At 36.0% G+C, this 26,873-nt stretch carries 22 protein-coding genes; 5 read left to right on the plus strand and 17 right to left on the minus strand.

Annotation, left to right across the window (positions count from 1 at the left end):
* Positions 1 to 3: 3 nt before the first annotated feature.
* The 7 genes from BUE24_RS18180 to BUE24_RS18210 all read right to left on the minus strand — a co-directional run bounded on the left by BUE24_RS18180 (position 4) and on the right by BUE24_RS18210 (position 7,323).
* A complete protein-coding gene (locus BUE24_RS18180) occupies positions 4 to 183 on the minus strand; it encodes a Lacal_2735 family protein (protein ID WP_073319120.1) in 180 nt (59 codons plus the stop codon).
* Between the two features lie 28 nt (positions 184 to 211).
* Positions 212 to 910, minus strand: coding sequence for a GTP cyclohydrolase I FolE (gene folE / locus BUE24_RS18185; protein ID WP_073319123.1), 699 nt, complete (start codon positions 908 to 910; stop codon positions 212 to 214).
* A 279-nt stretch (positions 911 to 1,189) separates the two neighbouring features.
* Positions 1,190 to 1,630, minus strand: coding sequence for a response regulator (locus BUE24_RS18190; protein ID WP_073319151.1), 441 nt, complete (start codon positions 1,628 to 1,630; stop codon positions 1,190 to 1,192).
* A 29-nt stretch (positions 1,631 to 1,659) separates the two neighbouring features.
* Entirely contained in the window at positions 1,660 to 2,082 is a 423-nt protein-coding gene (locus BUE24_RS18195) for a response regulator (RefSeq protein ID WP_073319154.1), read from the minus strand.
* Between the two features lie 327 nt (positions 2,083 to 2,409).
* Positions 2,410 to 3,573 (minus strand): PepSY-associated TM helix domain-containing protein, encoded by a 1,164-nt coding sequence (locus BUE24_RS18200; RefSeq protein WP_073319158.1) that lies wholly within the window; start codon positions 3,571 to 3,573, stop codon positions 2,410 to 2,412.
* A 70-nt stretch (positions 3,574 to 3,643) separates the two neighbouring features.
* Positions 3,644 to 4,918: a DUF4374 domain-containing protein gene (locus tag BUE24_RS18205; RefSeq protein WP_073319161.1), complete on the minus strand. Its 1,275-nt coding sequence runs from the start codon at positions 4,916 to 4,918 to the stop codon at positions 3,644 to 3,646.
* 32 nt (positions 4,919 to 4,950) lie between these two features.
* Positions 4,951 to 7,323 (minus strand): TonB-dependent receptor, encoded by a 2,373-nt coding sequence (locus BUE24_RS18210; protein WP_073319164.1) that lies wholly within the window; start codon positions 7,321 to 7,323, stop codon positions 4,951 to 4,953.
* A gap of 113 nt (positions 7,324 to 7,436) precedes the next feature.
* On the opposite strand from BUE24_RS18210, the gene BUE24_RS18215 reads away from it, so the two are divergent.
* The gene (locus BUE24_RS18215; protein WP_139242045.1) at positions 7,437 to 8,447 is read left to right on the plus strand and encodes a helix-turn-helix transcriptional regulator; all 1,011 of its coding nucleotides are present in this window, start codon (positions 7,437 to 7,439) and stop codon (positions 8,445 to 8,447) included.
* On the opposite strand, the gene BUE24_RS18220 is transcribed toward BUE24_RS18215, so the two are convergent.
* The 10 genes from BUE24_RS18220 to BUE24_RS18265 all read right to left on the minus strand — a co-directional run bounded on the left by BUE24_RS18220 (position 8,444) and on the right by BUE24_RS18265 (position 21,715).
* Complete coding sequence (locus BUE24_RS18220; protein ID WP_073319170.1) at positions 8,444 to 9,280, minus strand: crotonase/enoyl-CoA hydratase family protein; 837 nt, start codon at positions 9,278 to 9,280, stop codon at positions 8,444 to 8,446. The genes BUE24_RS18215 and BUE24_RS18220 overlap by 4 nt on opposite strands.
* Positions 9,277 to 10,374, minus strand: a complete 1,098-nt coding sequence (locus BUE24_RS18225) for a heparan-alpha-glucosaminide N-acetyltransferase domain-containing protein (protein ID WP_244548176.1) — start codon at positions 10,372 to 10,374, stop codon at positions 9,277 to 9,279. Before BUE24_RS18225 ends, BUE24_RS18220 begins: the two co-directional genes overlap by 4 nt.
* Positions 10,367 to 12,796: a GNAT family N-acetyltransferase gene (locus BUE24_RS18230; RefSeq protein ID WP_244548177.1), complete on the minus strand. Its 2,430-nt coding sequence runs from the start codon at positions 12,794 to 12,796 to the stop codon at positions 10,367 to 10,369. The genes BUE24_RS18225 and BUE24_RS18230 overlap by 8 nt, the downstream gene beginning before the upstream one ends.
* A 1-nt stretch (position 12,797) precedes the next feature.
* Complete coding sequence (locus BUE24_RS18235; protein WP_244548178.1) at positions 12,798 to 13,967, minus strand: MFS transporter; 1,170 nt, start codon at positions 13,965 to 13,967, stop codon at positions 12,798 to 12,800.
* Positions 13,964 to 15,304: a lysine N(6)-hydroxylase/L-ornithine N(5)-oxygenase family protein gene (locus BUE24_RS18240; RefSeq protein ID WP_073319176.1), complete on the minus strand. Its 1,341-nt coding sequence runs from the start codon at positions 15,302 to 15,304 to the stop codon at positions 13,964 to 13,966. Before BUE24_RS18240 ends, BUE24_RS18235 begins: the two co-directional genes overlap by 4 nt.
* Before the next feature lies 1 nt (position 15,305).
* A complete protein-coding gene (locus tag BUE24_RS18245; RefSeq protein WP_073319179.1) occupies positions 15,306 to 16,799 on the minus strand; it encodes a pyridoxal phosphate-dependent decarboxylase family protein in 1,494 nt (497 codons plus the stop codon).
* 255 nt (positions 16,800 to 17,054) lie between these two features.
* Positions 17,055 to 18,230, minus strand: a complete 1,176-nt coding sequence (locus BUE24_RS18250; protein WP_073319182.1) for a cytochrome-c peroxidase — start codon at positions 18,228 to 18,230, stop codon at positions 17,055 to 17,057.
* A 243-nt stretch (positions 18,231 to 18,473) separates the two neighbouring features.
* On the minus strand, positions 18,474 to 18,722 hold the full coding sequence (locus BUE24_RS18255; protein ID WP_073319185.1) for a hypothetical protein: 249 nt from the start codon (positions 18,720 to 18,722) through the stop codon (positions 18,474 to 18,476).
* Between the two features lie 301 nt (positions 18,723 to 19,023).
* Positions 19,024 to 19,632 (minus strand): HmuY family protein, encoded by a 609-nt coding sequence (locus BUE24_RS18260; RefSeq protein ID WP_073319188.1) that lies wholly within the window; start codon positions 19,630 to 19,632, stop codon positions 19,024 to 19,026.
* Positions 19,633 to 19,651: 19 nt separating this feature from the next.
* Positions 19,652 to 21,715 (minus strand): TonB-dependent receptor plug domain-containing protein, encoded by a 2,064-nt coding sequence (locus BUE24_RS18265; RefSeq protein ID WP_244548179.1) that lies wholly within the window; start codon positions 21,713 to 21,715, stop codon positions 19,652 to 19,654.
* A gap of 127 nt (positions 21,716 to 21,842) precedes the next feature.
* Here BUE24_RS18265 and BUE24_RS18270 point away from each other — a divergent pair, with 127 nt between their 5' ends.
* Genes BUE24_RS18270 through BUE24_RS18285 form a run of 4 tightly spaced genes read left to right on the plus strand, consistent with a single transcriptional unit; the run spans position 21,843 to position 26,861 of the window.
* Complete coding sequence (locus BUE24_RS18270; RefSeq protein WP_073319194.1) at positions 21,843 to 22,745, plus strand: DUF6607 family protein; 903 nt, start codon at positions 21,843 to 21,845, stop codon at positions 22,743 to 22,745.
* 23 nt (positions 22,746 to 22,768) lie between these two features.
* Complete coding sequence (locus BUE24_RS18275; RefSeq protein ID WP_073319197.1) at positions 22,769 to 24,160, plus strand: ankyrin repeat domain-containing protein; 1,392 nt, start codon at positions 22,769 to 22,771, stop codon at positions 24,158 to 24,160.
* Between the two features lie 9 nt (positions 24,161 to 24,169).
* Complete coding sequence (locus BUE24_RS18280; RefSeq protein ID WP_073319200.1) at positions 24,170 to 24,664, plus strand: DUF2271 domain-containing protein; 495 nt, start codon at positions 24,170 to 24,172, stop codon at positions 24,662 to 24,664.
* A 13-nt stretch (positions 24,665 to 24,677) separates the two neighbouring features.
* Positions 24,678 to 26,861 carry a PepSY domain-containing protein gene (locus BUE24_RS18285; protein WP_084549606.1) on the plus strand — a complete coding sequence of 728 codons (2,184 nt, stop codon included), beginning with the start codon at positions 24,678 to 24,680 and terminating at the stop codon, positions 26,859 to 26,861.
* The last annotated feature ends 12 nt before the right edge of the window (positions 26,862 to 26,873 follow it).

Raw genomic sequence — 26,873 nt, forward strand, 5'->3', positions numbered from 1 at the left:
TTCTTATGCCGATTGACTGTTTTTGAGCACCTCTATTTTTTTCAGAATTTCTTCTGCCTCCGCATATTTTTTATCACTTTCTGCTCTATTAATGCTGGAAAGCTCATGCCATTGACTCATCAATTTCTCATACTTCTTTTGAAGCACATCTATTTCTGACTTCTTCTTAAATAATCCAAACATGTCTTCTATCTTAGATGTTACAGCGTGATTAATCCTTCAAATAGTTTTGTAATTCAGCAATTTTAGCTGGTGTATTAAACACACCTCCATAGTATGAAGTAACTGTGGCTGAAGTATCGTCTTTGATTCCTCTGGAAGATACACATAGATGTTTAGCGTCGATAATGACAGCAATATCTTCAGTATTTAAAATTTCCTTCAAATCCAAAGCTATCTGGTTGGTTAACCTTTCCTGTACTTGTGGACGTTTGGCATAATACTGTACAATTCGGTTTAGTTTGGATAAACCGATCACCTTTCCAGAAGAAATATAAGCCACATGTGCTTTCCCTATAATAGGAACAAAATGATGCTCACAATTGGAATAAAAAGAAATATTCTTTTCTACAAGCATCTGTTTATATTGATACTTGTTATCAAAAAGTGCAATCTTGGGTTTATTTTTAGGATCTAAACCAGAAAAGATTTCATCAATATACATTTTGGCAACTCGTTTTGGAGTTCCTTTTAGTGAATCATCAGTAAGATCTAATCCCATGACATCCATTATTTCACCAAATAGGGATGCTATACGCTCTTTCTTTTCTTCATCCGTAATCTCAAAAGCATCTGGTTTCATTGGAGTTTTAATACCTGTGTATAAATGGTCGTCTCCTATCTCTTCATGAGTGAATCCATTTAGCACATAACCGTTGGTGGGATCTAGTGTGGTATCTTCAAATTTCATAACAATTTTTAATGTTTATGGTTAGAGGGGAGCCACAAAAAATACTTACATTTTTTTGTAGTCATTCTCTAAGTTAAGTCATTAATCAACAAATCATTGATTTGTGCACTACTCAAAATTACAAAATTGTTTAACTAATAAACTAAAACATTAAACAATAATTAACATAGTACTATAAGATTTATTGATGATGCCTTACATCTTTATGGATTGAGAAAAGTGATTTGTAGAAGAGATTAATACTCTTATAAGAAGGAAAGCAGTTTATTGAACTATATTTCAACAACCTGATGTTGTATTATCTAGCCCTGTCAAAGTACTATCGTTTAACCGAGCAATCACATTTTGGATAATATCCCTAGTTAACATTTTACCTGTACAACCTTTTACATTGGGAATTGTATGAATTAGCACTTTCTTTTCTAACGGTAGTTCTACTCCTAGCATGATCATTATAGAAACATTTTTGAATCTGGTATCTAGCTTTTGAAATTCTTTCAAAAACTCCCATCCATCCATAACTGGCATATTAATATCCAAAAAAATCAAATCTGGAATATAAGGTAGATTCAAGATATTCAATGCATCTAAACCATTTACTGCTATTTTTAAATCTTTGGGTGTCGCCACTTTTTCTATCATTACTTTATTGAAAAAGTTCGTTGCCTTACTATCATCTATAAGTAAGAATTTTAGATTGTTTCTAAGTTGTGGCGCCATATGTTACAGAATTTAAATAGTACTCATACTCATGTTGCTATTCGATACGAAAAATGTTTTTGTAACATTCTATTAATATCAAATTGTGTTAATGGCTTATTAATGAAATCATTTACATACTTGTTTTCTCCTGCTCTCTCTAAATCTCGAGGATCACTAGAAGTAGACAGCATTATGATTTTTATATTTTCTTTTATTTCATTTCCTAATCTTGCGAATTCTCTTAAAAAATCCCAACCACTCATAAACGGCATATTGATATCCAAAAAAATAAGATCTGGTTTTATATTTAGTTTTTGATCCAGATTTTTTAAATAATCCAAAGCTTCCATCCCTCCTTGTAAGGTTTTCACATTTTTAAAAGCCCCGTGTTTTAACAGTAAGTATCTATTAAAAAAAGTGGTCGCCCTATCGTCATCAATTAATAAAGATGCATTAATAATATTGTTCATTAGTGTAACAGGTTTTAATAAAAAATAAATGTTCTGGGTATGTGATGTAATGGGGGGTGACATTACATTGAATTTGAGAAAATGATGTTTTAATCATTTGCCTTATCAATTCGAGCACAAAATTAGAACACTGCTTGAACAAGCTGATGTTATCAAGAAGAAATTAGAGTGTTTTTATCGATGAAATTCAATAAAAATCGATGAAAAGCAATTTTTATAACTTTTTTATTACCAATAAGTTACTTAGTATTTTCAATTTTACACAAATACCATAACCTAACAGCATTTTTATCATAAAATACAGTCATAAAATGAGACTATTCCATTTTATGCTATTTCCAGGTTGTATTTTTTGACCTTTGCTTTTTTGTATTTTCTACCGTACCAGAGCAAAATCCCACTTACTGGAAGCGAAGCACAAATCAAACTGGCTAAAAAAGCAATGATTTTTCCGACAATACCACCAATAGCTCCTATATGAATATCATAATTCATTCGTATCACTTTATCCGCAAAGCTGGTATTTTTATACTTTCCATAAATACTTGGGGTTTCAATTTCGGCAAGCGTATTTTGATCAAAAAAGAGATAATCCATATTGTAATATAACCCCTTGGAGTTACTTACTTCTACCAGAACCGAAGTAGAATCATTTTCCGGATAATGTAACTCAAAACTCTTTGCTTCCTTATAAACATCGTACAACATTGGGATTAATTGATCGTACTTTGGACCTGCATCCTTTTCCACAACAAGTCTTGTTTCGCTTTCTGGAATTACAAATCTCGGATCATTACTACCTCCAGTTGCCTTGTATGCAATAAAGTAAAACCAATTAAAGGCCATCACACATCCGGTAAAAGCGAAGATCAACCCAAAAGTAGAAACATAAAAACCTACTACGGTGTGTAGGTCAAAATTCTTACGTTTCCAACGGGTTTTTGCATTCCAATCGAACTTTAGGCGTTGTTTCCAGTTTTTATTGTTCCTAGGCCACCAAAGAAACAATCCACTTATTAAAATGAATAAAAACAATAGTATTGAATAAGAAACAATTCTAGATCCAATAGCATCAGGTAACCATAAACGTAAGTGTCCTTTTAGTACAAAACCAAAAAAACCAGCATCATTATCGATCTGCTTTATAAATGCTCCATTATATGGATTTAAATATACGCTATGATAAAAAACTTCGGGCTCAGCTTCGTAGAAAACTACTTCTATAGCTTCGTTAGGTTGACCATAGATCACTCCATGAATAGTCCTATTAGGTACAACCTGCTCTGCCAAGTGTTTGATTGTTGAGGCCGGAAGAAATGCCTGTTCTTGAGGAGTTACGTACTTATAATCATCATAGAAACTTTCAATTTCTTCCTTAAAAACCCATAAACAACCGGTTATAGATACTACGAACACTACCAAACCTGTTACCAAACCCAATATTCTATGGATTTTAAGAATGGTCTTACGTGTATTTTTCTTTTTTGGCATGATAAGCAGATATAAAAAAGACACTCTCCTTTGCAAAATGGCATCAGAGAGTGTTGGGGATATAATTGAGTTAGTTAGTTACTTTGAAAATTCCTTTAAGCCCTAATCCTAAAACTTTTGCTCCTTGCGCAGCTGTAGCTGTTTCGGGATCTACAATATATACATAGGTTTCTGTATCTGTTGAACTACTGATATATGCTTTACCATCCTCTACAAACATAGGCGAGGTATATCGATGCCCGTGCACTGGGATTCCGCTTACATCTGTCACTGTTTTTGCTTCAAGATCAATTACTACTAATTTAAATACATCCTTTTTGAAGAAAGCACCCCACTCTAAGGCACCATTGGTATCATCAACGATGATTCTTCCTATCGCCTTACCATCACCCACATAATCCATCCAGAACAACTTACCGCCATTGGTTGCTTCTTCGATATTAAAGAAATAATCTGTATCGAATTCTGTGGCTCCATTTCTAATTCTTAAAATTCCTGAAGGCTTGGTAGCTGCTGTAAATCCTGCACTTAGTGCAGAAGTAGAGAATGAATAAATATCACCATTCTCTGTCTTTTCTATACCCGTGCTATGTCCATTTACTCCGATTGGACTAGTTCGAGTATCTTCAATAATTTTTTCTAGCTCCATTGTGGGATAATTAAAAACGGCCAAATAAGCACGATCCACATCTGGAGTTACAAAAGATCCATCGGCCAACCATTTGTGATAAGACACAAACAATTTACCATCTCTAAGCACCATCCCGGTTACCCAAGGAATGGATCCCGGATTTTCGGCAGTACCATTACCCATATCGATATCAATAGGATGCTCTACAATTCTTTCTAACAATCCGGTTTCGGCATTGATAAAGTGGAAACGTTTATCCGAAAGCCCTCCGTAGGTTAACTCTACCGCAATTAAAGTTTCATCATCTACTGCTGCATAATTATCTAATGTGGATTGAAAAGCGAAGTTGCCTACTTCATTTAGCGCTCCATTTTCATCCAATTGGTAGGCGATACATTTATCATCATCTGCATAACCCGCAGTAAACACTGTGTTTCCTGCTCCGTGAAAAAAGCGCCATCCACGAAGTGGTGTTCCCTGTCCTTCTACAGAGATTTCTCCTGTGGTTAGTGATGCTAATGATGGCAACTCTAAAATATAGTCTACAGGACTTGCGTCTCCTACAGGAAATGCTTCAAATCCAACTACGTATTTAGCAACAGCAGTTGGTTCGGGTTCTACCGGATTTCCGTCATCGTCGCTTCCACATGAAATAGCAAACAGTGCTATTGCAACGAATACCATTACATTTTTTATCCTTTGTATTGTTTTCATTCTTGATATGATTTTAAATATTAGTGTTTATGTTAATTTGATATAAAGTATCTCAGTTTGATATAAAAAGCTCGACCGGGTTGCTGTATCTCAAAATTGTCGTAGATCCTGGCATCGGTAATATTTCTTGCCAAAAGAGATAGGTTGTATTTTCCTTGATCAAAAGAATATCCCAGTTGTAGATTATGAGAAAACTGCTCTGGGATGATATCTCTATCTTCGGGATTCCCTTCTACAAAAGAGGTAAGCGGGTATTCATGCACATAATAGCTACCCCAGGAAATTGTAAATTGATCTTCTGGTGTAATTACTCCGCTAAATCTCCCTCCTATTCTTGCATTTCCAAACAGATAAGGGATATTAGCAATACGCTGGTTCTTTAAGAAGTCTACCCCAGCATTTTCTCCTGCGTTTTGATCGATGATATTTTGATAAGTAGCATTGATATCTAAAAAGTACCGATTGTAGAACAACGTTCTGATCTCACCTTCTACACCAGTACTTCTGGCATCTGCTGTGTTGTAATAGCGAGAAAAAATACCTTCGGATCGAATGGCAATAAAATTCTCGGACTCTCGTAAAAAAACATTGGTATCTATCTGAAGTTTAAAATTTGAAAAGTCTTTATTAAACAGTGCACCCAGATTGGCATTATAGCTCATTTCGGGTAACAGCTCTGGGTTTGATTTTAGAAGGAAACCATCTCCAAAAACCTCATATCCTTCGGGAATTCTGAATGTTCTCTCAAAAGATCCTTTGATCTGCAGATTTTCTAAAATTTTATAAGTAGTAGCAAACCCATAGCCCAATTCTTCAAAGGTATTTTCGAATCGAGTGAAACGATCTTCTTCAACACCTGTAAACAAATCTTCTAGAATCCCTTCAGAATTGAGCAGGTATCCTTTGGTAAATAAAGAGGTGTTCCATCGGGCATCGAATGCTTTAATATTATACGATAATCCAAATATGTTTTTATCTACGATATGAGGGTCTTCAAATGCAATTCTTCCTGTCCTTGCCGGGTCTTCTCCTTTTCTACGGATGTAATTTTTAGTATAGTTAACGTGCAATGCATGAGATTCATTGAAGCTATAGCTCGCTAGCGCATTGATCAAGTGTAGATTGTCCTTAAACTCGAATAGCGTTTTACTGGCTTCAAACTCTCCCAAAGTTTGATCCCCTCTTTCTATAAAATTACCAAACCAGTCGTATTTACGAGAAGAAGTATCTACTACCTTCTCATTATTCTGAGTGATCGATCCATAAATTTTCAGTTTTAATTTCTCCTTCAACAAGTCATTCTTTTCATAAGAAATAGACCCTGAAATCACGTCATTTTCGGTAAATACTTCTCCAAAAGGATTTTGTGGATCGATAGGATGCTGTATTTCATTTTCGTTGGCAGAAACTGTGAATCCTATCAATAATTGATCTGCAAATGTTTGCTCGATCAAGCCTGTTTTTATGGTAAACATCTGAGAGTTATACGCATCATGAAATCGTTCTACATCATCTCTACGAATACCTGTATCATTACCCAGCTCATCTCGTACTTCAATCCCATCTATGGTATAGTTGTTATCTGAGTAGTTATAGAAGGATGAGAGTTGAACCATCCATCCTTTTTTGCCATAATACTGCCCATTTACTGTGGCGCGATGGGTATTAAAAGAGCCCACATCGTAAGACACATCCAAAAAATCATTTTTACGTCTATTGGTAATGATATTTACCGCTCCTCCTAATGCATCTGCACCCAGGTTTATGGGTACTACTCCTTTATACACCTCTGCTCTTTCTACCAAGGTCGCCGGAAAGTTATTTAAGGATAGTGAACTTCCGAAATTCTCTAAGGGAATCCCATCGATAAAAAACTTTACTTGTTTCCCTGACAATCCATTAAGTGAAAAATCAAAAGAAGATCCCAAACCACCGCGTTGTCGTACATTAACCCCTGGAATGGTTGCCAATACCGAATTGATATCAACGCTTACATTTTTTAATCCTTTGGTTTGTACTACTTCAACTTCGAAAGCTTCTTCTCGTGTCTTTTGCGCCTGATTCTTACCTTTTACGAGGACATCGTTTAACTCTTCTACATCTTCCTTTAGAACTACTTGTAGCCGTTCTTGGGTCAAGGGTACGGTAATAGTAAGGTATTCGGTCTTAAAACCTATATAGCTTACGATCAACGTATAATTCCCATCTGGGACCAAAAAGCTAAATCGCCCATCAAAATCACTACTGGCTCCTGTATTTTGTAGTTCATTTATATGTATAGATGCTCCGGGTATCGGTTTTGAACTTTGATCCAAAACGACTCCTTGTACGACTTCTTGACCGCTACACAAAAGCGTAGCCAAAAGCAGGAAAAAAATGCTGTTTTTTCTTTTTAAAATCTTCACTGACGATAACTAATTTTTGTTTACTTTAGCGACCTGAGAAAAACTATTTATAATTGGTCTAAATAAACTTAGTTGCAAAATTAATAGCTCTCTAAGAAGAAAAATGACGCATTATGGATAAAAAAAGACGTAAAAAGACGTCGCCTACAACCAACAAAATACTTGAGAAACCAATTAACAGCCTCTATTCTATTACTACCTTAAACCAAGTATCAGAACAGTGTGGAATTACCTCCAAAAAACATACTTTTTTGGAAACCTACGGTTCTGGCACTTTTGAAATTCATCAATTTGATGGGTTATCTATTATGATGTTTGATGCAGTTTTTAAAAGAGATATAGTAATTGAAGGATATATTCCCGATCAATTTCTAGAACTTTCTTTTTTGATCGAAGGAGAACAAATCATCAAAATAGAAGGGTTACCACAAGATTTGATTTACGAAGGGCAAGAGTGTTATTTCTTATATCTATCTGCTATCAAAGGGACAATATCTTATCACAAACGAAAGTCTTTTAAAGAGGTAAAAATTAGAATGACCATGGATTTCATCAAAAGACATCGACTCGATGCCGCCTACAATATCCTTGAAAACTATTCATTGTTAAAAGTGAAAGATGATTTTTTGAGACCCTTATGCCCTAAAACTCAGGATATCCTTTCAGAAATTCTAACCGATCAACGAAAAGGGCTACTAAAACGACTATTTCTAGAATCTAAAACCCTAGAATTAATCGCTTTGAAGCTGGAAACTCCCGACACATCAAAAGCCAAAACAGCAACCCAATCGGATCATCTGATAAAAAAGCTATACCAAACTCAACACATCATCTCTTCTGACCTTTCGATTCAATATTCTATACAGCAATTATCTAAAAAGGTAGGGTTAAACGATTTTGCCCTTAAAAAAGAATTTAAACAGTTGTTTGGCAAAACTATTTTTGAGTATGCCACCGAACTTAGGATGAAAAAAGCAAAGCAATTACTTCAACATAGTACAAAACCTATCTACGAAATCTCAGAATTAGTAGGCTACAAGAACTCTACCCATTTTACTGCAGCTTTTAAGAAAATAGAAGAAATTACTCCTAAAGTGTATCGCAAAAGTAAAAAGATGGGCTAAGACATGATGTTGATTTTTTTCTGTCTTCTATTTTGAGCTTTTGATAAAATTTCCATTTTTCTCAAATCGAATGTCCCAATATGCATGGATGCTTCGACCCATATATCAGTAATCGCCAACAATTCCTCCTTCGATATTGGATTCAACATTTTTTTGCATTTCAGGTGATGATACTCAAAATTGAAGCGTTCATCGACGTTATCTGTGAATTGGTGTAATGCATTTACGGCTTGATTAACTTCAAACACCTTTTCAATTAGTCCTAAGGATTGTAAAAATCTAGGAGTATATGTTTTATTACTCCTCATCAATTCATCTGCATCAGCTGGATTAAGTTTTCGGGTAAGTAAACTATGAGCTCCCATACCAGGGAACATATTGAATTTATTTTCTGGTAATGCAAATTTTGCATTCTCTTGTGCTAGCATAAAATCATGAGCCAAGGCACATTCAAATCCTCCACCATAGGCATTTCCTTCTACAATCGCTACAGTAACAACTGGAAGGCCAAACCCATTATGTATATTGTAAATAGCATCAACACAAAGATGTGCATAGTTCTGTAACTCCTGCAATTTTCTGTTCTTAATACAATCTAAGAAAAATGCCAAATCTCCTCCCATATTATAAATTCCATCAAGCTCGGATCCCGAAACCACATATTGCAATGGTCTTTTTTGATTAGAAAAGAATGATCTTATCCAATGGCCAAATTCCACAAACTCTTCAAGTCCCGAAAGACAAAAATTTGGCATTCCCGTATCTTTTATTTTCCAGAACAAAAGTTGTCGTTCCGGGATGTAATCTACTGTAATACAATCGAATTTTTTCATGTCGTTACATTTTTTTGAACCGCTACCTGCCTTCTTGCTTTTCTGGCGATCAATCGATCCAATACAAACTTTTGAAATCCTAAGGTGAGTAGAACATAAAAAGGAATAAGCAGTAGTACACCAATCACTCCGAATTGTTGATATCCCAGAATGCCCATCCCCCAACAAATAAATACCCACTGAATAACATAAATAGTAGTAACACGCTTACTACAATAATAAAGGAATTTGAAAATTGTATTTTCTTTGATCTTAGTTACTAATACATGTGATATCCAAAGCATGATCATATTAAAACCTGCCAAATACAAAGTTCCACCAGGGCCTAAATGAAAATAATCTCCAAAGTGATATTCAAAATTGTAATAACACAATGCTCCTCCTACAGCCATTACAACAATTCCCCAACTTGCCATTCTGGCAAACAGATAATTGTTACTTCGGTTTTGCTCTTTATACCACATCCCAAAGAACATTCCAATCAGGATAAAAGAAAACCAAGGAAATACGGCAAAATACACATTCCACCCAGCTCCCCACAAAAGATCCAATAGATAACTCACACCCAGAACCTCTATCTGAAAACCATGTACCTCCCTGGTCAACACAACAATACATCCAGCAATCAACAACGGCACATATTTATTTTTTGAAAAGTGATTAATTATCCCCATAAATAACAATGAAACTCCTGCTAATTGCAAAATATCACCGGTTCCAAACATATAAATCATATTATCTACAGTGGCTGGTGGTGTCCAACCATAGGCCTCTATAAAATTATCTGGTACTGTTCCTATTAATACCGGAAGAACAAACTTTAAAAAGTTCATCAAATACCCTACCGCCAAAATATAGAAGGCCCTTTTTATAGAGAGCACTATACTTTGGTTTCGCGATAAGGTAAATGACACTCCCATTGCAATCAAAAACATTGGTGTTCCTTTACCAATAAAATGGATTATTGATCCCAACCAGGTTTCGGATTGAGTGACCGGACTACCATAAATCCATAATGTATGCACCAAAACAACCATGATTACCGCCAATCCACGTGCAAGGTCTATTGCTAAAATTCTATTTTGACTACTCATGATTGCTTTCAATTTTTAATTCATTAGTTACTTTGTATATGGCTATGGGATTAGTGATTGTTCCCTTAAACTGTAGACTCTCCACTGGATCTGCCAAATCCAACATGTGTTTGGTATTTTTTAGTTGTAATCGATTAAGACAACATCGTTTAAATTCGGGGACGAATAGATCTATTTGCTTGAATTTTTCCGAAAGTTGGGGGTTTGCTGCCTGATATTTCAAAACACACTCGGCGACCTTTTTCCAAAATATAGCCTCGTCACACCCTCCTTCTTGTACTAAAATGTTTGATAAGAATCTGAAGAAGCAGTCAAAAACATCTGTAAAAATGGCAAGTGCTTTTATTTCATCATCAGCTTCTACATGCAAGCGTTTTGCTTTTTCAGGCAAATCAATCGTATGATCAAAAATGGCGATCTCTTCGGTAATATCTTTCATAATTGCCTTTACAGGAATATTATCTTCTAAGACCAAAATTAAATTCTCCCCATGGGGCATAAACACCAACTCGTATTGATATAAACAATGTAAAAGTGGAGTAAGATATGCGTCAAGGTAGCGTTCTAACCAAATCGCTACAGATACCCCTGATTTCTTAATAGTTTCTACAATCAAAGATTGCCCTTTGTTGTCCAGATGCAATAGAGCAGCCATGGTGATCAGGCTTTGGTTATTGTTTATCTTTAGATATGGACTTTCTCTCCATAAAGCCGATAACATTTTGTTATGGGGTTTGGTTTTTCCTAAGGTCTCATAGTAGCGATTTCTGTATCCTACCGTGGCTATTTCTCCTAACATAGTAAAACCTGTTTCCTGCAAAAAGCTATCATTTTCCAACAGATCCGAAATCCATTCGGTAATTACCGGAGTGCTTCCCATATAATATGGAGATAACCCTCTCATAAAGCCCATATTGAGAATAGATAATGCTGTTTTGGTATACAGTTTTTCGGGATTGGTGGTATTAAACAAAGTTCGAATGGATTGTTGTGCAGCGAACTGGTCTGTGCCTTCTCCAAGTAAAACAATGTATTGTTGTGCGATGTCCTGGGCAAAAATGGTACTGATCTTATTTTCCCATTGCCATGGGTGCACCGGCATAAAAATGTAATCCTGGGTGTTTAATCCTTTTTTGGTCAACTTTTGATTAAAGGTCTGTAATAGGTCTGCACCTAGTTCCTTTTCTATTAAAGTTTCATATGGATATAATGCTGTGCCATGAAAATCTGCTTTGGCTTTGTGGGCTGCGATCCAAACTAACGAAAATGTGGTCGATACTTCTGGGGCGAAATGATGATATTGTGAGCTATTAAAACCTATACGACCATTATTGGCTACAAAACACGGGTGCCCCTCGGTCATCCCTTTTTCTACCTGCTGAAAATCGACTTCAGTTAAAGCTACCGAATCAAATTTTTGATGGGCATACTTATAAGCAGCTCCAAAAAGAGTACTGGTAATCTCTTCCATATAAGTAGGCAACATGGCATCCGGTATCTGCAAGGTATTTTTTAGTTCCAAAATAAAATCCAATGCATCTAATTCTACTTCTTTCTTATTACTTGTTTTGGTAATGGATAAGAGATCTATATGTAAGTGATCTAAAGCCCGCTTTTGGGCTTTAAAAAAATATGCTATCTCTGCATAATCTGTGGTTAATTTATAGATGGTCCACGGCTCTTCCTGTCCTATAATTTCAAGATCTAAAATTAGTTCATGCGCAAACTCGCTTATCGCTTTCCGAATTAAATTTCGGTTTACGATAGCCCAAACTTCTGGATTGAGGTGGTCGATTTGCTCTGTTAATACTGAAGTATTTGATGTTGTGTTCATTGTTTTGTTTTTTGTGATGGCATTTTTGTAATCCTGTCGTTTGCATACTGCCAATCCTGCTTTTTTATGAGGTAACTGAATAGTCTTGAGGTATTGAAATCCTGCTTTGGTATTCAAAACATGAATCTTATTATTTTCGATATCTGGTTCTACTACGATTCTTTTGGTATTTGATTTGGAAAACAAAAAATCCATAACGGTAGTAAATACATTCCAGGTAAAATTTGAGATTTTTTGCTCTACTGGTGCTACCAAAATGTGCATCCCTACATCTCCTTCTAGTACCGGATAATACGCTCCAACTACATCATTGCTTGGATCATAATATTCCATCAAAAAAATAGGAGTGCCATTCAGTATCCCCATACAAGCATGATGAGACGTATGCCCTACTATTTCTTCGTATTCCTTTGCTACCTGATCGATACCGTGCTCCTGCATCCCCCAGTATTTGGCATATGGGCGAGTCACCCAATCGTAAATCGTTTTTGTATCCTTTTTGAGATCAAAAGATCGGAGTTGAATTTCACCTAAACCTTCTACATTTTTGGTGAATAACATCTCCTCTTGTTTCTTTATCATATCCATATCAGGTAGTTTTCAGAATTATTTTTTTGATTGTTGTTTTGAAAAAGATTAGGAACAAACCTAAGGTGACCGCAAAACCAATCCAGGCAATGGTAAAGGGTATTTGCAATCCATAATGATCTACCAAAATTCCTACAGAAAAAGAAGCCATCAGGACACCCAGATTTTGAAAAAAATGGACTTTACTATAATCCAGCGCATAACTTTCTGGAGTACTGTGTTCAAAAAGTAATACATCAAAACGTACAATAGCCCGAAAGACAGCCCAGCCATATAGTATTCTACCTAGTATGACAATTCCTGACACAGGAACTCCCTGTATCCATAAACCAACAATCCCGATGCATAAAGGAATTATGATTCCGCTATTGGTTTTTTTCTTTTTGATTGCATCCCACCAGAGCACTAGAAGCGCTACTACAGCAGGTATAGCATAGATACTACCCGATACAAGCTTACTATCATAAATCGACACATACTCCCAATACGACGAAAAAAAAGGCCTTGTAATAAATCCACTGGCATAAAGTACCAATGTGGTAACGCCTATTTTGAGCACAAATCCTTTTGGAAAGAGTTTATCAGGGATGTTGTTTTTTGTTGGTTCCTCAATATTCTTGGAAGCCACATACTTCTTGGTTTTTAGCAAATAGGCGCTCATCCCCATTTGTACAAAATCACCAAGAGCCATAATGATAAAAATATAACTAGCATCAATAAAATCGACGGTTACTCCACCTATCACTGCACCCAAAACACCTCCCAAATGCACCACTACAGAAAGTAACGCAATGGTTTTGGGGTGTTCATTTTTTGTGCTAATTTTTAGGATACACGGATATACCAACAAATAACTCCCTTTAAACAAGATCATGATTAATGAAATGATCCAAAAATTGATATACGAAGTTGTACTATAGCAGCATAGAGCCAATATTCCTGCAATGCATTGCGTATATACCAAAATATGGAGTTCTGCCACCTTCTTGGCAATAAGCGCCCAAAAAGGAAAAGATAACATTACCATAAAACAAATAGCTGCAAAATAATATCCCACTTTATCGGGATCCGTGATTCCGAAGCGAACTTCAAAAAACTGAGGATAAAAAGGATGCAACAGATAATCGCTTACCACGGCTACCAAAGTCATTACGATTAGGAACCTCTTCATTCTACCCATTCTTTGTTTTGGACCTCTTCTTCCGCATTCACCCCAAACTGCTGAAAAGCAATTCGTCTTTCGATAGGGTAATAATCTGTTCCTGTAAGTTCCTTGATGATGTATGAATTACGATAGCACGCCATCCCCAGATCCGGAGTCACAAATCCATGGGTATGTAGTTCTGCATTTTGTACAAAAATATCCTTGCCCAAATGATCTATAGCATAATTACGATGTACTTGATATCTCCCTTTTTCATCCCATCGAATTCGATCCTTGATCCCCTCAACAAATTCTGGTTTTCTATAGCCATAACCTGTAGCCAGTATCAATACATCAGTTTGATGCTGATAGTGCTTGTCCTCTTCTATTTGATGAAATTCTATATAAAATCTATCTAAAGCGTCATCGTAGGTAGCTTGTTTAAGCTCAGAATTTGTACGGAGGTTGATCTTTACGGTATTAGACAGTTGTTTGGTGTAAATAAGATCAAAAATATCTCCAATCAGATCTTGATTAATCCCTTTGTATAAGTGCTTTTGATTTTTAATCAAGTGATCTCGCTTTGCCGAAGGAAGATTGTAAAAATAATCCACATATTCGGGAGAGGTCATTTCTAAAGTTAGTTTGGAATACTCTAAAGGAAAAAATCGGTTGGATCGTGTTATCCAATTCAATGCATAACCTTTGCTATCTACCTCTTGTAATAGGTCATAGAAGATCTCTGCAGCACTCTGTCCGCTTCCAACAACGGTGATTGATTTTTTGGATTGTAATTCTTCTTTTACTGAAAGATAAGTCGAAGAATGAGCTGCATGGTCCTGCAATCCTTTACAAGTATCAGGAATATAGGGACTGGTTCCTGTTCCTAAAACCAGTTTTTTGGTTTTATATACCTTATGTTCTGCAGTTTTGCCACAATAGGCAAAAACGGTATAATATTCTTTTTCTGAATCGTAGCTAACGTTAGTGACTTCAGTTTGAAAATGAATATTCGACAACTGTTGTACTACCCATTGGCAATATCTGTTATACTCTTCTCGTAATACCAAAAAGTTTTCCCTAATGTAAAAGGAGTAAATACGTCCTTTTTCCTTTAAATAGTTTAGAAAACTAAAAGGACTTGTTGGATCTGCAAGAGTGACCAAATCTGCCATAAAAGGAATCTGAAGGGTAGTTCCCTCTAGCATCATTCCCCGATGCCAATCAAAAGATGCTCTTTTATCCAAAAAGACGCCTTCTAGCTCGGCTATCGGTGCGGTTAAACAGGCTAATCCCAAATTCATAGGGCCTACGCCTATGGCTACAAAGTCATATATATTTTCTTGCTGTATTGTGGTATCCATTTTAATTGTAGTTTTTATAGGTTTTCGCGGTTTCTTTAATCATTTCGATGATACTTAACAAATCATCAATGGTACTTTTGGGATTGAGTAAGGTAAATTTCAGGTAGGTATTTCCATTAAATTTTGTACTTGCCACAGAGGCTTGACCCGACTTAAAAAGGGTATTTTTTATATACAGGTTTACTGCATCGATATTTTCTTGGCCAGCAACATAACGAAATACCAAGGTGCTGAGTTCTGGTTTATGCACCAATTCGAAACATGGGTCATCCTTAAGGCTATGGTATAGATCTAATGCCAGATAATGCACTTTCTCCAAGAAAGAACCAATGGTCTTTGCCCCCGTCATCTTTAAGGTGAACCATAATTTTAAGGCATCAAACCTGCGGGTTGTTTGTATGGATTTTTCAATAAGATTTGGGTAATCTTCATTTCTATGTTCCAACGGATTAAGATAATCCGCATAATAAGAGACATATTTGAAGTTTTTGGTGTCCTTTACCAAAAAAGCGCTAGAACAAACCGGTTGAAACATGGTTTTATGGAAATCTATGGTCACAGAATCTGCTTGTTCGATACCTTTAAGAAGATGTTGATGCGTTTCGGTTAGGACATAACTACCACCATAGGCTCCATCTACATGAAACCAGATACCGTACTCCTTGGCAATTTTGGATATGGTTTGTATAGGATCAAAACTCCCAAAATCTGTTGTCCCTGCGGTTGCTACTATCCCAATTGGAAGATTCCCTAATTGTTTCTCCTTTTCTATTGCCTGTACCAAAGCGTCGGGCTTCATTTTCATCGTATCATCTGTTGCCACTGGAATGACAGAATGATACCCCATCCCTAACAATGCTGCATTCTTCTGAATACTGAAATGTGCTTTTTCTGAACAAAAGAATCGAAATTTAGATACCTCTCCTGACCATCCGTTTTCTTTAAGGTTAAGTCCAAAGTGTTTGAATGCATAGTCGTCTCTGGCAAGCAGTAACGCCATAAAATTGGATTGTGTACCACCACTGGTAAACACTCCATCTGCGGTCTTGGGAAGTTTCATTGCATCACAAATCCATCGAATCATTTCTTGTTCAATAAAAGTAGCTGAAGTGCTCTGATCCCAGGTTTCTACAGCAGTGTTCACCGACGAGGCTATCAAATCTCCTACCAATGCTGGCAATAATACGGGGCAATTGAGATGAGCTACATAATTGGGGTGATGAAAAGCAATGGTATGATCTAGAAAAAGTGTTTTAATCTCCTGTAACGCCTCGTCTATAGATAAATTCGCGTTTTCGTCTATAGCTACTAGGTCAGATTTTGATTCAAAATCACTTTGAGAATCACCGCTATAAAATTGATCTCTATCCAAAAAGGATTTGATGTGTTGCGTAGCTTTATGAATGTATTCTTCGTAGGTATACTTGGATTTCGAATCAAATAATTGATCGATACCACCCTTGATTGTAACTGTTGTTTGTGTGTCGAGGAGCATTTTTTTAATTTTATTTAATCTAAATAAGCTTTACAAAACTACATGCACCTCATCAAAGATTGATGACGAATTTTGGATAAAAAAAGACGTGGATTATTCGAAACATCATCGAAATGAAAAAACACATCCCACATTAACTCATGATTATCAACATTTTAATATTTCTTGAATTCTACCTATATAAAAAAGCCACCTAAAGATTTAGGTAGCTTTTTTTTATACTATTATGTTGTTAACAAGAAATGGAAGGTGTCATTAATTCACAAAAGGATCACTCCATTTTGTATCTGTATATACATTGGTTCCGGATAAGGTTTTTATAAAAGCCTCTAACGCCAGAATATCGGCTTGGGTTAGATTCAGGTTTTGACCATTTGCTCCTGGCCCACCTCTTAATCGATTATCCAAATTTGTATTGCCTGTAGCATCTATTTCATTGTAGTGCTCTATAGCCGCTACCATCGTTACAGCACTGGCATCGTGCATTAAGGCTCCATTCAAGACTCCTTGATAGTTAAAGATATCTCTCAATGTTGGAGCTCTGGTAACTATAAGATCGGTGGCAGTAGGATCTCCAAATACCCCGATAACCCCATTATTTAAGCTCATAGGATCAATATCGAACTCAGGAGCTCCATGACAAGTAATACAACCTGCACCGTTTTGATTGGGTGGTGTAAAAAACAAGGTCTTCCCTAGGTTTTCTTGATCTGTAAAATTAGGAAAGGGTTGATTATCGTTTTGCACTTGTGCTCTCCCAATATCATATTTAGCATCAAACGATTGAATACTACGTATAAACTGGGCTAAACTTTCTTGCAGACGTTCTTCGGTAATTGTTGTATTTCCATAGGCAAACTCAAACAGTTCTTGATAATACTCCAAATCGGCTAACTTTACTAATAAATCAGACAAATCCGGTGCCCCATCTTGCCCACTAAATCCCATTTCGGCATGATCTTGTATAGGTTGTGTAGTTTGCTCTTCCAGTGTATTTGCTCTTTCATCCCAAAAGAAACGGGTTTCTCTTGCAAATCGAGAGTTGATTAAACGCATACTATGTCTTCCTGTAACTCCATTCACTCCTGTACTAACATTAGCATTATCCCCAAAAGCAAAAGCTTGTTGATGACAACTAGCACAAGCGATAGTATTATCTACAGATAAATTTTTATCATAGAATAAAACTCTACCTAATGTAGCTTTTGCATCTGTAATCACATTGGTATCTGTATTGTCCTTTGTAATATAAACAGGAATGTCTTGATTGGCATAATTATATAGATTGCTTAAATCGATATTATCTCCAAAGATTTGTTGAAGCACAGAAGATTCTGTTCCGTCATCCGGAACATCTACATTATTATCATCCCCAGAACAGGAGATTAGTATTAAAAATACAGTAATACCAAGTAGTTTGTTTATAGTCATATTTTGGGTTTTGTGGTTGTCCGTAGATGTAAGACTACTAAACCTAGAAAAGGTTTAATCTGTACCCAAAATATTTGATGAATGTGGAAAATCTAAGTTTTTGATTCAAGATTCATCCTGAATCAAATTAATTGTAATTAGGATCTAAATATACAAGAATTTATGAAATCAGTTTTGTTTGTAAATTCTCTGTAAAAGAACATACAAACAAAACCAACTACAAATTACCTTGATAGTTCAATTTTACGCCTGTGCGTTTTGCGGAGCCCAGTGCGAACAAAGCATTCCTGGAGCTGCTTTTTCCGGATTTGCGCAACCACTTTCTTCATAACGAACACATGTCACACAATTTCTATTATCCTTTAAAGCTTCCTGCATTTTAAAACTATCACAAGTATAAATTCTGCTTACCATAACTTTATGGATGGCACATACATTTTTGTCTAACAAATTTTCACAATTTGCGCAAGTATTTCCTAATCGAATAGCCATTTTTAAAGGGTTTTAAGTTTCCTATAAAATTAGGAATACTAGTATGTAGAAACAATATAAACAGATGTATTTCATTGATTTATAGTTAGATTGATTAAAAATAAAAGCCCCCTTTGATGGCGCAAAGGGGGCCTGCCACAAAAAGTGACAAAAACAATAACTTAACTAAAGTAAGCCGGTTACATATTTCTATTTTACTCTCAATCTATCTGCAGCAAAAATAATTTTACAATGGATCATAAAATAAAAAACACTTCTATTGAAGTCTTACGTTTTTGTCAAGCAGGATTAGTGGTTTTTACTACTCGAAAGAAGTATCTCCCGTATTTGGATTATAGATATAATTGAATGTATAATATCTTGAATCTTGAGTATTGTCCTGATCTTTGTAATAGCTTAAGATTTCAATCTTAGCATAGTTTCCATTTCTGGTCTTAAATACTAGTACCTTACCTGGGATTGGAGTTACCAAATTGGTCATAAAGTTATAATTATACCATCCGTTATCGCTTCCTGTTGGTATCGCAAAACCACCGTCTGTATCCTGACCAAAGGTAAGTCCCTCTGCCGTAGTAACACTTGCAAATGTTCCGTTTACGATAGTCGCACTTGCTTCGCCGTTACGCACAGGTTCATCAACAGTTCCGGTTACTACTCCGCCATTTACAGCTATCGTAGTTGCCCTGAAAGCGATGTCCCAATCTGTTTCGCTGGTGGTTACCTCTCCTGTTTCGAAATCAAATTTGGTAAACGGTCCCGCTTCTTGTCCGGGTTGCCCAGTAGAAGGGGCAAAAAGATTTACAAATTGTTTAGATTGTATAGGCTCTACAACCGACCCATTATCATCATCACTATCGCAGGCGACAAAGAAGAAACTAAAAATGGTGAGTGCTAAAATTACTTTTTTCATTTTGATCGTGTTTTAAATTTTAAAAATTATAGTTAAGTCGAGAGTACAATTGTATTCCCGGAAGTGTTGGAATAGCAGCATCGGTATAATCAAAGAGATTATTGGCTCCTATTTGCAAGTCGAAGTTTTTGAAAAAGGTTTTGGTAGCAGACACATTAGTTGTCACAAAACCGTCTACAAAACTTGTATCATAATCATCGATAAGTCCATTACCATTGGTATCAAAAAGTGCATATTTGCTTCGGTAAATAAGTCTAAGATTGATGTTGGTATCGATCGAAGGGATATCACAAAATACCTTGAAATTTACATTATGTCGAGATCGATTGACCAACCCAAAATATTCGGATCTTTCTACAAGTATGGTCTGGTTCGTTTCTGGGTCACGAGCAAAAACCTCTCCTCTATTTACCTGATCTTCTTTTGTTTTATCAAAGGCGTATAATAATTGGTACCCTGCATTAATCGTAAGAAAATCTCTGAAGGTATACCCCAAATTAGCTTCTACACCTGTGGTGTATATCTCATCAAAGTTTACGTAACTAAATACATTTTGACCATTGGTTTTTCTAGCTATGATTCTGGTATCAATTAAATTCTGAAAGTCGTTTCGAAACAGATTTACCTCGGCATTCCATTTAGGTGCTTTATAAGTAGCTCCTAGGTTATATCCTATCGAACTTTCGGCTTCCAAAGGATCTTGTAATTCGTCTACGGGTACAACTACCTCTATGATTTGCCCTTGGTCAACAAGTTCATTGAGCTTATCTACCGCCACATTATACCCCAATACTGTATATCCTACAGCAGAATTCGTAAAATCGAAATACAATTGTCTAAAGTCCGGCGCTTTAAATCCATAACCTACAGAAGCTTTTGCCGCGATGCGATCAGTAATCTTATATCGAAGCGCTAATTTGGGACTTAACTGGTTGCTATACTCAGAATGATTATCAAATCGAGCTCCTGCAATCAGGTTTACTTTTTCAAAAAGATCTGTATCGTATTGTACATACCCATATTGAGAAGTAAAGTCAACGGTTTCATCAAAAAATGTACGATCCAATTCGTCATACTGAAATCCAAAACCAGTGGTCAGTTTACTTTCATTTTTGAAGATATATGTTCCCCTTATTTCTGGTCTAAGAAGTCTTTGATCAAAATTACTATCCGTCAACACATCATCGGATATGGGGTCTACCAATCTCTCTGTAGCTGTATAATTGGTGTAATACAACTCATATTCCAAATCGAGTTTGGTATTGAAATCATGATCAAATCGCAGATGAGCATTCCATTCTTCTTCTTCGCTATCTCCTTCAAAACTGGTATCATCTAGTGTAAAACCAGCCTCCTGATTTTGATTATAATATCGTGCAGAAGCAAATAATGATAGTTTATCCGAAAAATCGTTGTAAATCCTGGCATTCAACGTATAGTTCTCAAAAGGATTTACGGTTTGCCCATCAACATCAGAATTAAGGTCATACCCATCGCTTGAAAATCTATTGGCAAAAATTCCATACCTGAAATTTTTAACCCTTTGTTTAATATCCAAATTGATATCCTGCTGCATGAAGCTTCCTATACGATACGAAGCACTCCCAGACAAAGTTTCGGTTTTAGGTTTTTCGGTAATAATATTGATCACTCCTCCTAATGCTTCGGACCCATAGAGGCTGCTAGACGGGCCTTTTACTACCTCTATTTGCTTTATATTTCCTACTGTAAGTCGACTAATATCAAAATTACCAGCACTTCTACCTACTAAAGGCACTCCATCTATTAGAATCAGTATGTAATCTGAAGCTATCCCTTGAATCTGAACTCCTTCAAAACCACTTTCGTCCGCAACGGTGATAATACCCGTTTGCTCATTTAGGATTTCATCTAAACGTATGGTTCCTGATTGAATAATGTTTTTTTTACCTATCAGAGTGACAGGAAGAGGTAAAGAAGAAAGTTGCCGTGCGGTTCGTGTCGCAGTAAGGACAACTTCATCCATTTCGGTAACTCTTGTGGTATCTGTTACAATTTCCTGTGAAAATGTTTTTGCAAAAACAAAAACAATTAACACGCTCATATACAATTCTTTACCCATTATTACTATTTATAATCATTCTTAATAATGCGCAAATATATTCGTTATTTTTATTTATTCTAAATAAATTTAAGTAATTTTGGAAAAAATTTTATCAAAACATCTAACAATGAAAACAATAACTTCTATTGCATTTGGAATCATAATTACCTTTTCGCTTAATGCACAAAACAAAAAGACAAAAGATCTTAACGCCATCAAGAGTATGTGTGGTTGTTTTGAAGTGACTTTTAACTTTGCAGAAACTTTTCAATACAGCAAAGACTCATTATATAAAGGATCCAAGTCCAAAACGGATAAAGGCTTAGAATGGGCACAGCTAGTGGTCGATGAAAAGGACAAAGTATCTATTCAACACATTTTGCAAGTAGGAAACCCATCAAAACCTCATATCGTAAAACACTGGAGACAAGATTGGCTATTCGAAAACACTAATTTTTATACATTCGACAGCAACAATAATTGGTTGTATGAAACCAAATCCAAGCCTAGTGTAAAGGGGCAATGGACCCAAAAAGTATATCAAGTAGATGATAGCCCCAGATACGAAGGTTCTGCCACTTGGGTACATGTAGATGGAAAAAGCTTCTGGGAAAATACTACCCCAGCACCACTGCCAAGACGTGAAAAAACAACTAGAAGTGATTATAATTTAATGATCAGAGGTAACCGACATGAGATTACTGACAATGGTTGGGTGCATGATCAGGATAATGAGAAAATCGTAAGAGAAAACGGAAAAAAAGACATGCTATTAGCCAAAGAAAAAGGATATAACACCTACGTAAAAGTGGATGATAGTAAATGCCAAGCTGCAGCCGATTGGTGGAAAGAACATCAAGGAAAATGGGCTTTGGTTCGAAATAAATGGGATGAAGTATTTGGCCGAAATGCAAACTTATCCTTAGAAGCAAAAGTAGATAACAAAGCGTTGTACAAGCACTTATTCTCTGAAGATTATACCCAAGAAAATGATATCGCCAAGGTGATCGAATCTTTTGTAAAAAAATAATAGTTATCAAATAAAACGAGCAGATGAAAAGAATGCTTTGTATAACCCTGTTCTTTGTAGCAGGAATAGCATTGGCACAAGATGCCAATGTTTTTTTGAATCGTGCTTACTGGAAAACCAACCCTAGTATTGCCGAAATTGAGCAAAAAATTAAAGAAGGAAATGATATTGCCGAATTAAACCAACACTATTTTGATGCGGTATCCTGGGCTTTGATTGAAAAAGTAGATAATTCCACGATAAAACACCTTCTTTCAAAACAAGGGAATGATGTTAATAAACTTACCCACGATGGGAGAACCTACATATTTTGGGCCGCTTACAAGAACAATCTGGAGATGATGCAGTTTTTGGTAGACAAAGGAGCAAAAACTGATATTATCGATAGTCATGGATATTCACTGGCCAATTTTGCAGCCGTTACCGGACAACTTAACACCAATCTTTACGATTTCTGTATTCAACATGGAGCTCGTATTGATCAGGAAAAGAATAATGACGGCGCTAGTGCTTTATTGTTAGTAGCTCCTTTCATTACTGATTATTCCCTCATCGACTATTTTACAGCTAAAGGAATCGATTTGCATAGCACCGATAATTCTGGGAATGGGATTTTTAACTACGCTTCCAAAAAAGGAAATACCAAATTATTAGACTATCTGATCAGAAAAGGAGTTACTTTCAAAGGACTAAATAAAGAAAACGGAAATGCGATGCTTTTTGCAAGTCAAGCTACTCGCGGACATGCAAATACCATAGAAGTCTATACCTATCTCGAGAATTTAGGAGTCTCACCAAATGTAACCGACAAAAATGGGGTAACCCCTTTGCATATTCTTGCAGCCAAAAGCAAGGACAAAGAGATCTTAAATTATTTTATAGATAAGGGGATAACTATCAATGCACAAGATGGTAAAGGAAAATCGGTATTGACCTATGCTATAGAACGAAATTCAAACGAAATTGTTCAGTTTTTGATGGATAAAGGAGCGAATGTATCGATTACGGACCAAAAAGGAAATACCCTTGCCTACTACTTGATCAATTCTTATAATCCCAAAAAACAAGATGACTTTGACCGTAAGATGGAAATATTAACCAAAAAAGGTTTGGTATTGACCAAAGGCCAAGGAAACGGAAATACGCTGTTTCATCTTGCACTAGACAAAAAGAACATCGACTTATTAAAAAAAGTCAATGCGTTAGACATTGATGTCAATGCTAAAAACAAGGATGGAATTACTGCTTTGCATAAAGCCGCAATGACCTCAAAAGATGATAAAATTCTTACCTACTTATTGTCTATCGGTGCAGACAAATCTATAAAAACTGATTTCGAGGAATCTGCCTTAGACTTGGCTCGCGAAAATGAGTTATTGCAAGAGAATACTTTAGTGTTGAATTTACTTAAATAATAGAATACAATGAGGAACAAACTTTTTTTCGGTCTTTGTTCATTTTTGATGATTATCATTTTTGCTTTTTCTAGTTTTAAAACCACTACAGAGAGCACTAAATACAAATGTCTCATCCAGATGGTTAACTATACAGGAGAAGGTGCCTATGTTGTTATTTCTTTGCTGGATGCAGATGGAAATTATAAAAAAACACTTCATGTACAGGGTGAGGATGAAGAATGGTACCACGACATCCCCGAGTGGTGGAGTTTTTATGGGAAAAGACGCCCAGACATCGATGCTATTACCGGTGCTACCATAAGCGGTGGTGAACGTGCTATCAGTGTTATTGAAATTGAGAATGATAAGATTGATACCGGATATAAAATTCGTTTTGAAACTGCTGTTGAAGATCAGGAGTATTACAAAGACGATATTCAATTTGAACTCACCTCCGAAACCATTAAGAGTAAAATTGAAGGAAAAGGATTTATACGATACGTGCGTATGCTTCCACAATAATTATTAGAGCCATATGACCATTTCAATCTGGAGATATAGCCACCTTGTGTTGGCTATATCTTCTTCGCTTTTTTTGGGTATTGCTTCTATTACCGGAATTATTTTGGCTTTCGAACCCATTTCAGATTCCATTCATTCGTATGCAATAGAAGAAAGTAAAACACTTACACTCTCTGAAACCATAACCACTCTAAAAGAAAACTACGAAGAGGTTATCAGTTTTGAAATTGATGCTAATGATGCTCTGCTAGCATCTGTAATTACTTATGAAGGGAAGAGCGAAACCATATACATCAACCCTTTAACCGGAAAAAAATTGGGTACTCCAACAGAAAAAGCTGCCATTTTTAAGTTTGCTACCAATCTACATCGTTCCTTATTCTTGAAAAGTATCGGACGTTTTTTTGTTGGGTTAATATCCTTTCTATTAATTATTATTGCGATAACAGGTATACTATTGATTCTTAAAAGGCAAGGAGGTATCCGAAAGTTTTTTGGCAAAATCGAAAAGGAATATTTTTCTCAGTATTATCATATCGTTTTTGGAAGGCTTTTTCTTATTCCAGTTCTTATTGTTGCTATTACCGGAGTGTACTTGTCTTTGGAACGGTTTTCAGTATTGCCAAAACCCAAAATTTCTCACCAAATAGAGGATGTTTCTTTTACAGCTTCTCCAAAATTGACTATTCAGGATTTTGAAATTTTCAAAACCACGCAATTGAAAAATGTAAGAGCTGTAGAATTCCCATTTTCTGAAGCCGAAGAAGATTATTTCTTGCTAAAACTATCGGACAAAGAAGTTATCGTGAATCAATTTACTGGAGCTATTATTAGTCAACAATCCTATCCTTTTGTTGCTTTTGTTTCTTCCTGGAGTTCTATTTTGCATACCGGACAAGGAAATGTACTTTGGTCTATCATTTTGTTGTTATCATCATGTTCTATCCTCTTCTTTATGTACTCTGGTTTTGCCATGACATTAAAAAGACGAAAAAATCTGATGAATTCGAATTTAAGATACTCCAAAGATGAATCAGAATACATCATATTAGTAGGCTCGGAGACGGGAAGCACTTTTAAATTCGCAAATCTTTTTGCAAATGCGTTATCAGCAAGCGGAAAGACCGTTTTTGTTTCAGAATTAAATAAGTATAGTCTTTATAAAAAGGCGAAACACCTCATTATTTTTACAGCAACCTATGGCGTGGGTGAGCCTCCAACTAATGCCAAAAAATTTACCCAATTATTCAATACGCTTACCCCGATTCACCCATTACAATATGCTGTAGTAGGTTTGGGTTCTCTTGCCTATCCAGATTTCTGTAAATATGCCACCGATATAGATCAACTGCTTCAAACAAATTCGAAGTTCGAGCCAATTTTAGATCCCTACAAAATCAATAATCAATCCTTTACCGCTTTTAAAAACTGGGTATCTGATTGGAGTCAACAAACCCAAATACCGCTTGAAGTTAAAACTCCTCCTGAAAACAAAAAGATACAACTCGATCAGTTCACGGTAATCAATAGAACCGAACTCAATAGTGATGATACCTTTTTGCTACGACTTCGTTTGCAAAGCAAGGTTCTTTTCGAATCTGGCGACCTGTTGGCGTTTTATCCCAAGGAAGACTCCATAGAACGTTTGTATTCTATTGCCAAAATAGATGGAGACATTCTCCTATCCGTAAAAAAACATGAATTTGGAGTTTGCTCAAATTATTTGAGTCAGTTACATCCTAATGAGCAGGTAGAAGCTATTATACAACCAAATCCAGATTTTCATTATCCTGAACGAAATAAAGATGTTATCATGATTTCGAATGGGACGGGTATTGCCCCGTTTTTAGGAATGCTTGATCACCACTCCAAAGCAAACCATCATTTGTTTTGGGGAGGACGCACCCAGGATTCTATAACTATGTATGCTGATTTTATTGCCAGAAGTCGGAAATCTAAGCATTATTTCGCCTATTCTCAAGAAGAAAAGGACAAAGAATATGTTCAGGATGTCCTACAAAAACAATCTCAATTGGTTTCGTCTGTGTTAAACAATAACGGTATTATTATGATTTGTGGTTCTGTTGCGATGCAAAAAGAAGTCATTGCCGTATTAGAAGAGATCTCAGAAACTCAACTCGGCGTATCGCTATCTCATTTTCAACAAAAAAATCAAGTATTAATGGATTGCTATTGATTGTTATTTCAA

It is taken from the genome of Aquimarina spongiae (assembly GCF_900141785.1).
GTDB lineage: Bacteria > Bacteroidota > Bacteroidia > Flavobacteriales > Flavobacteriaceae > Aquimarina > Aquimarina spongiae.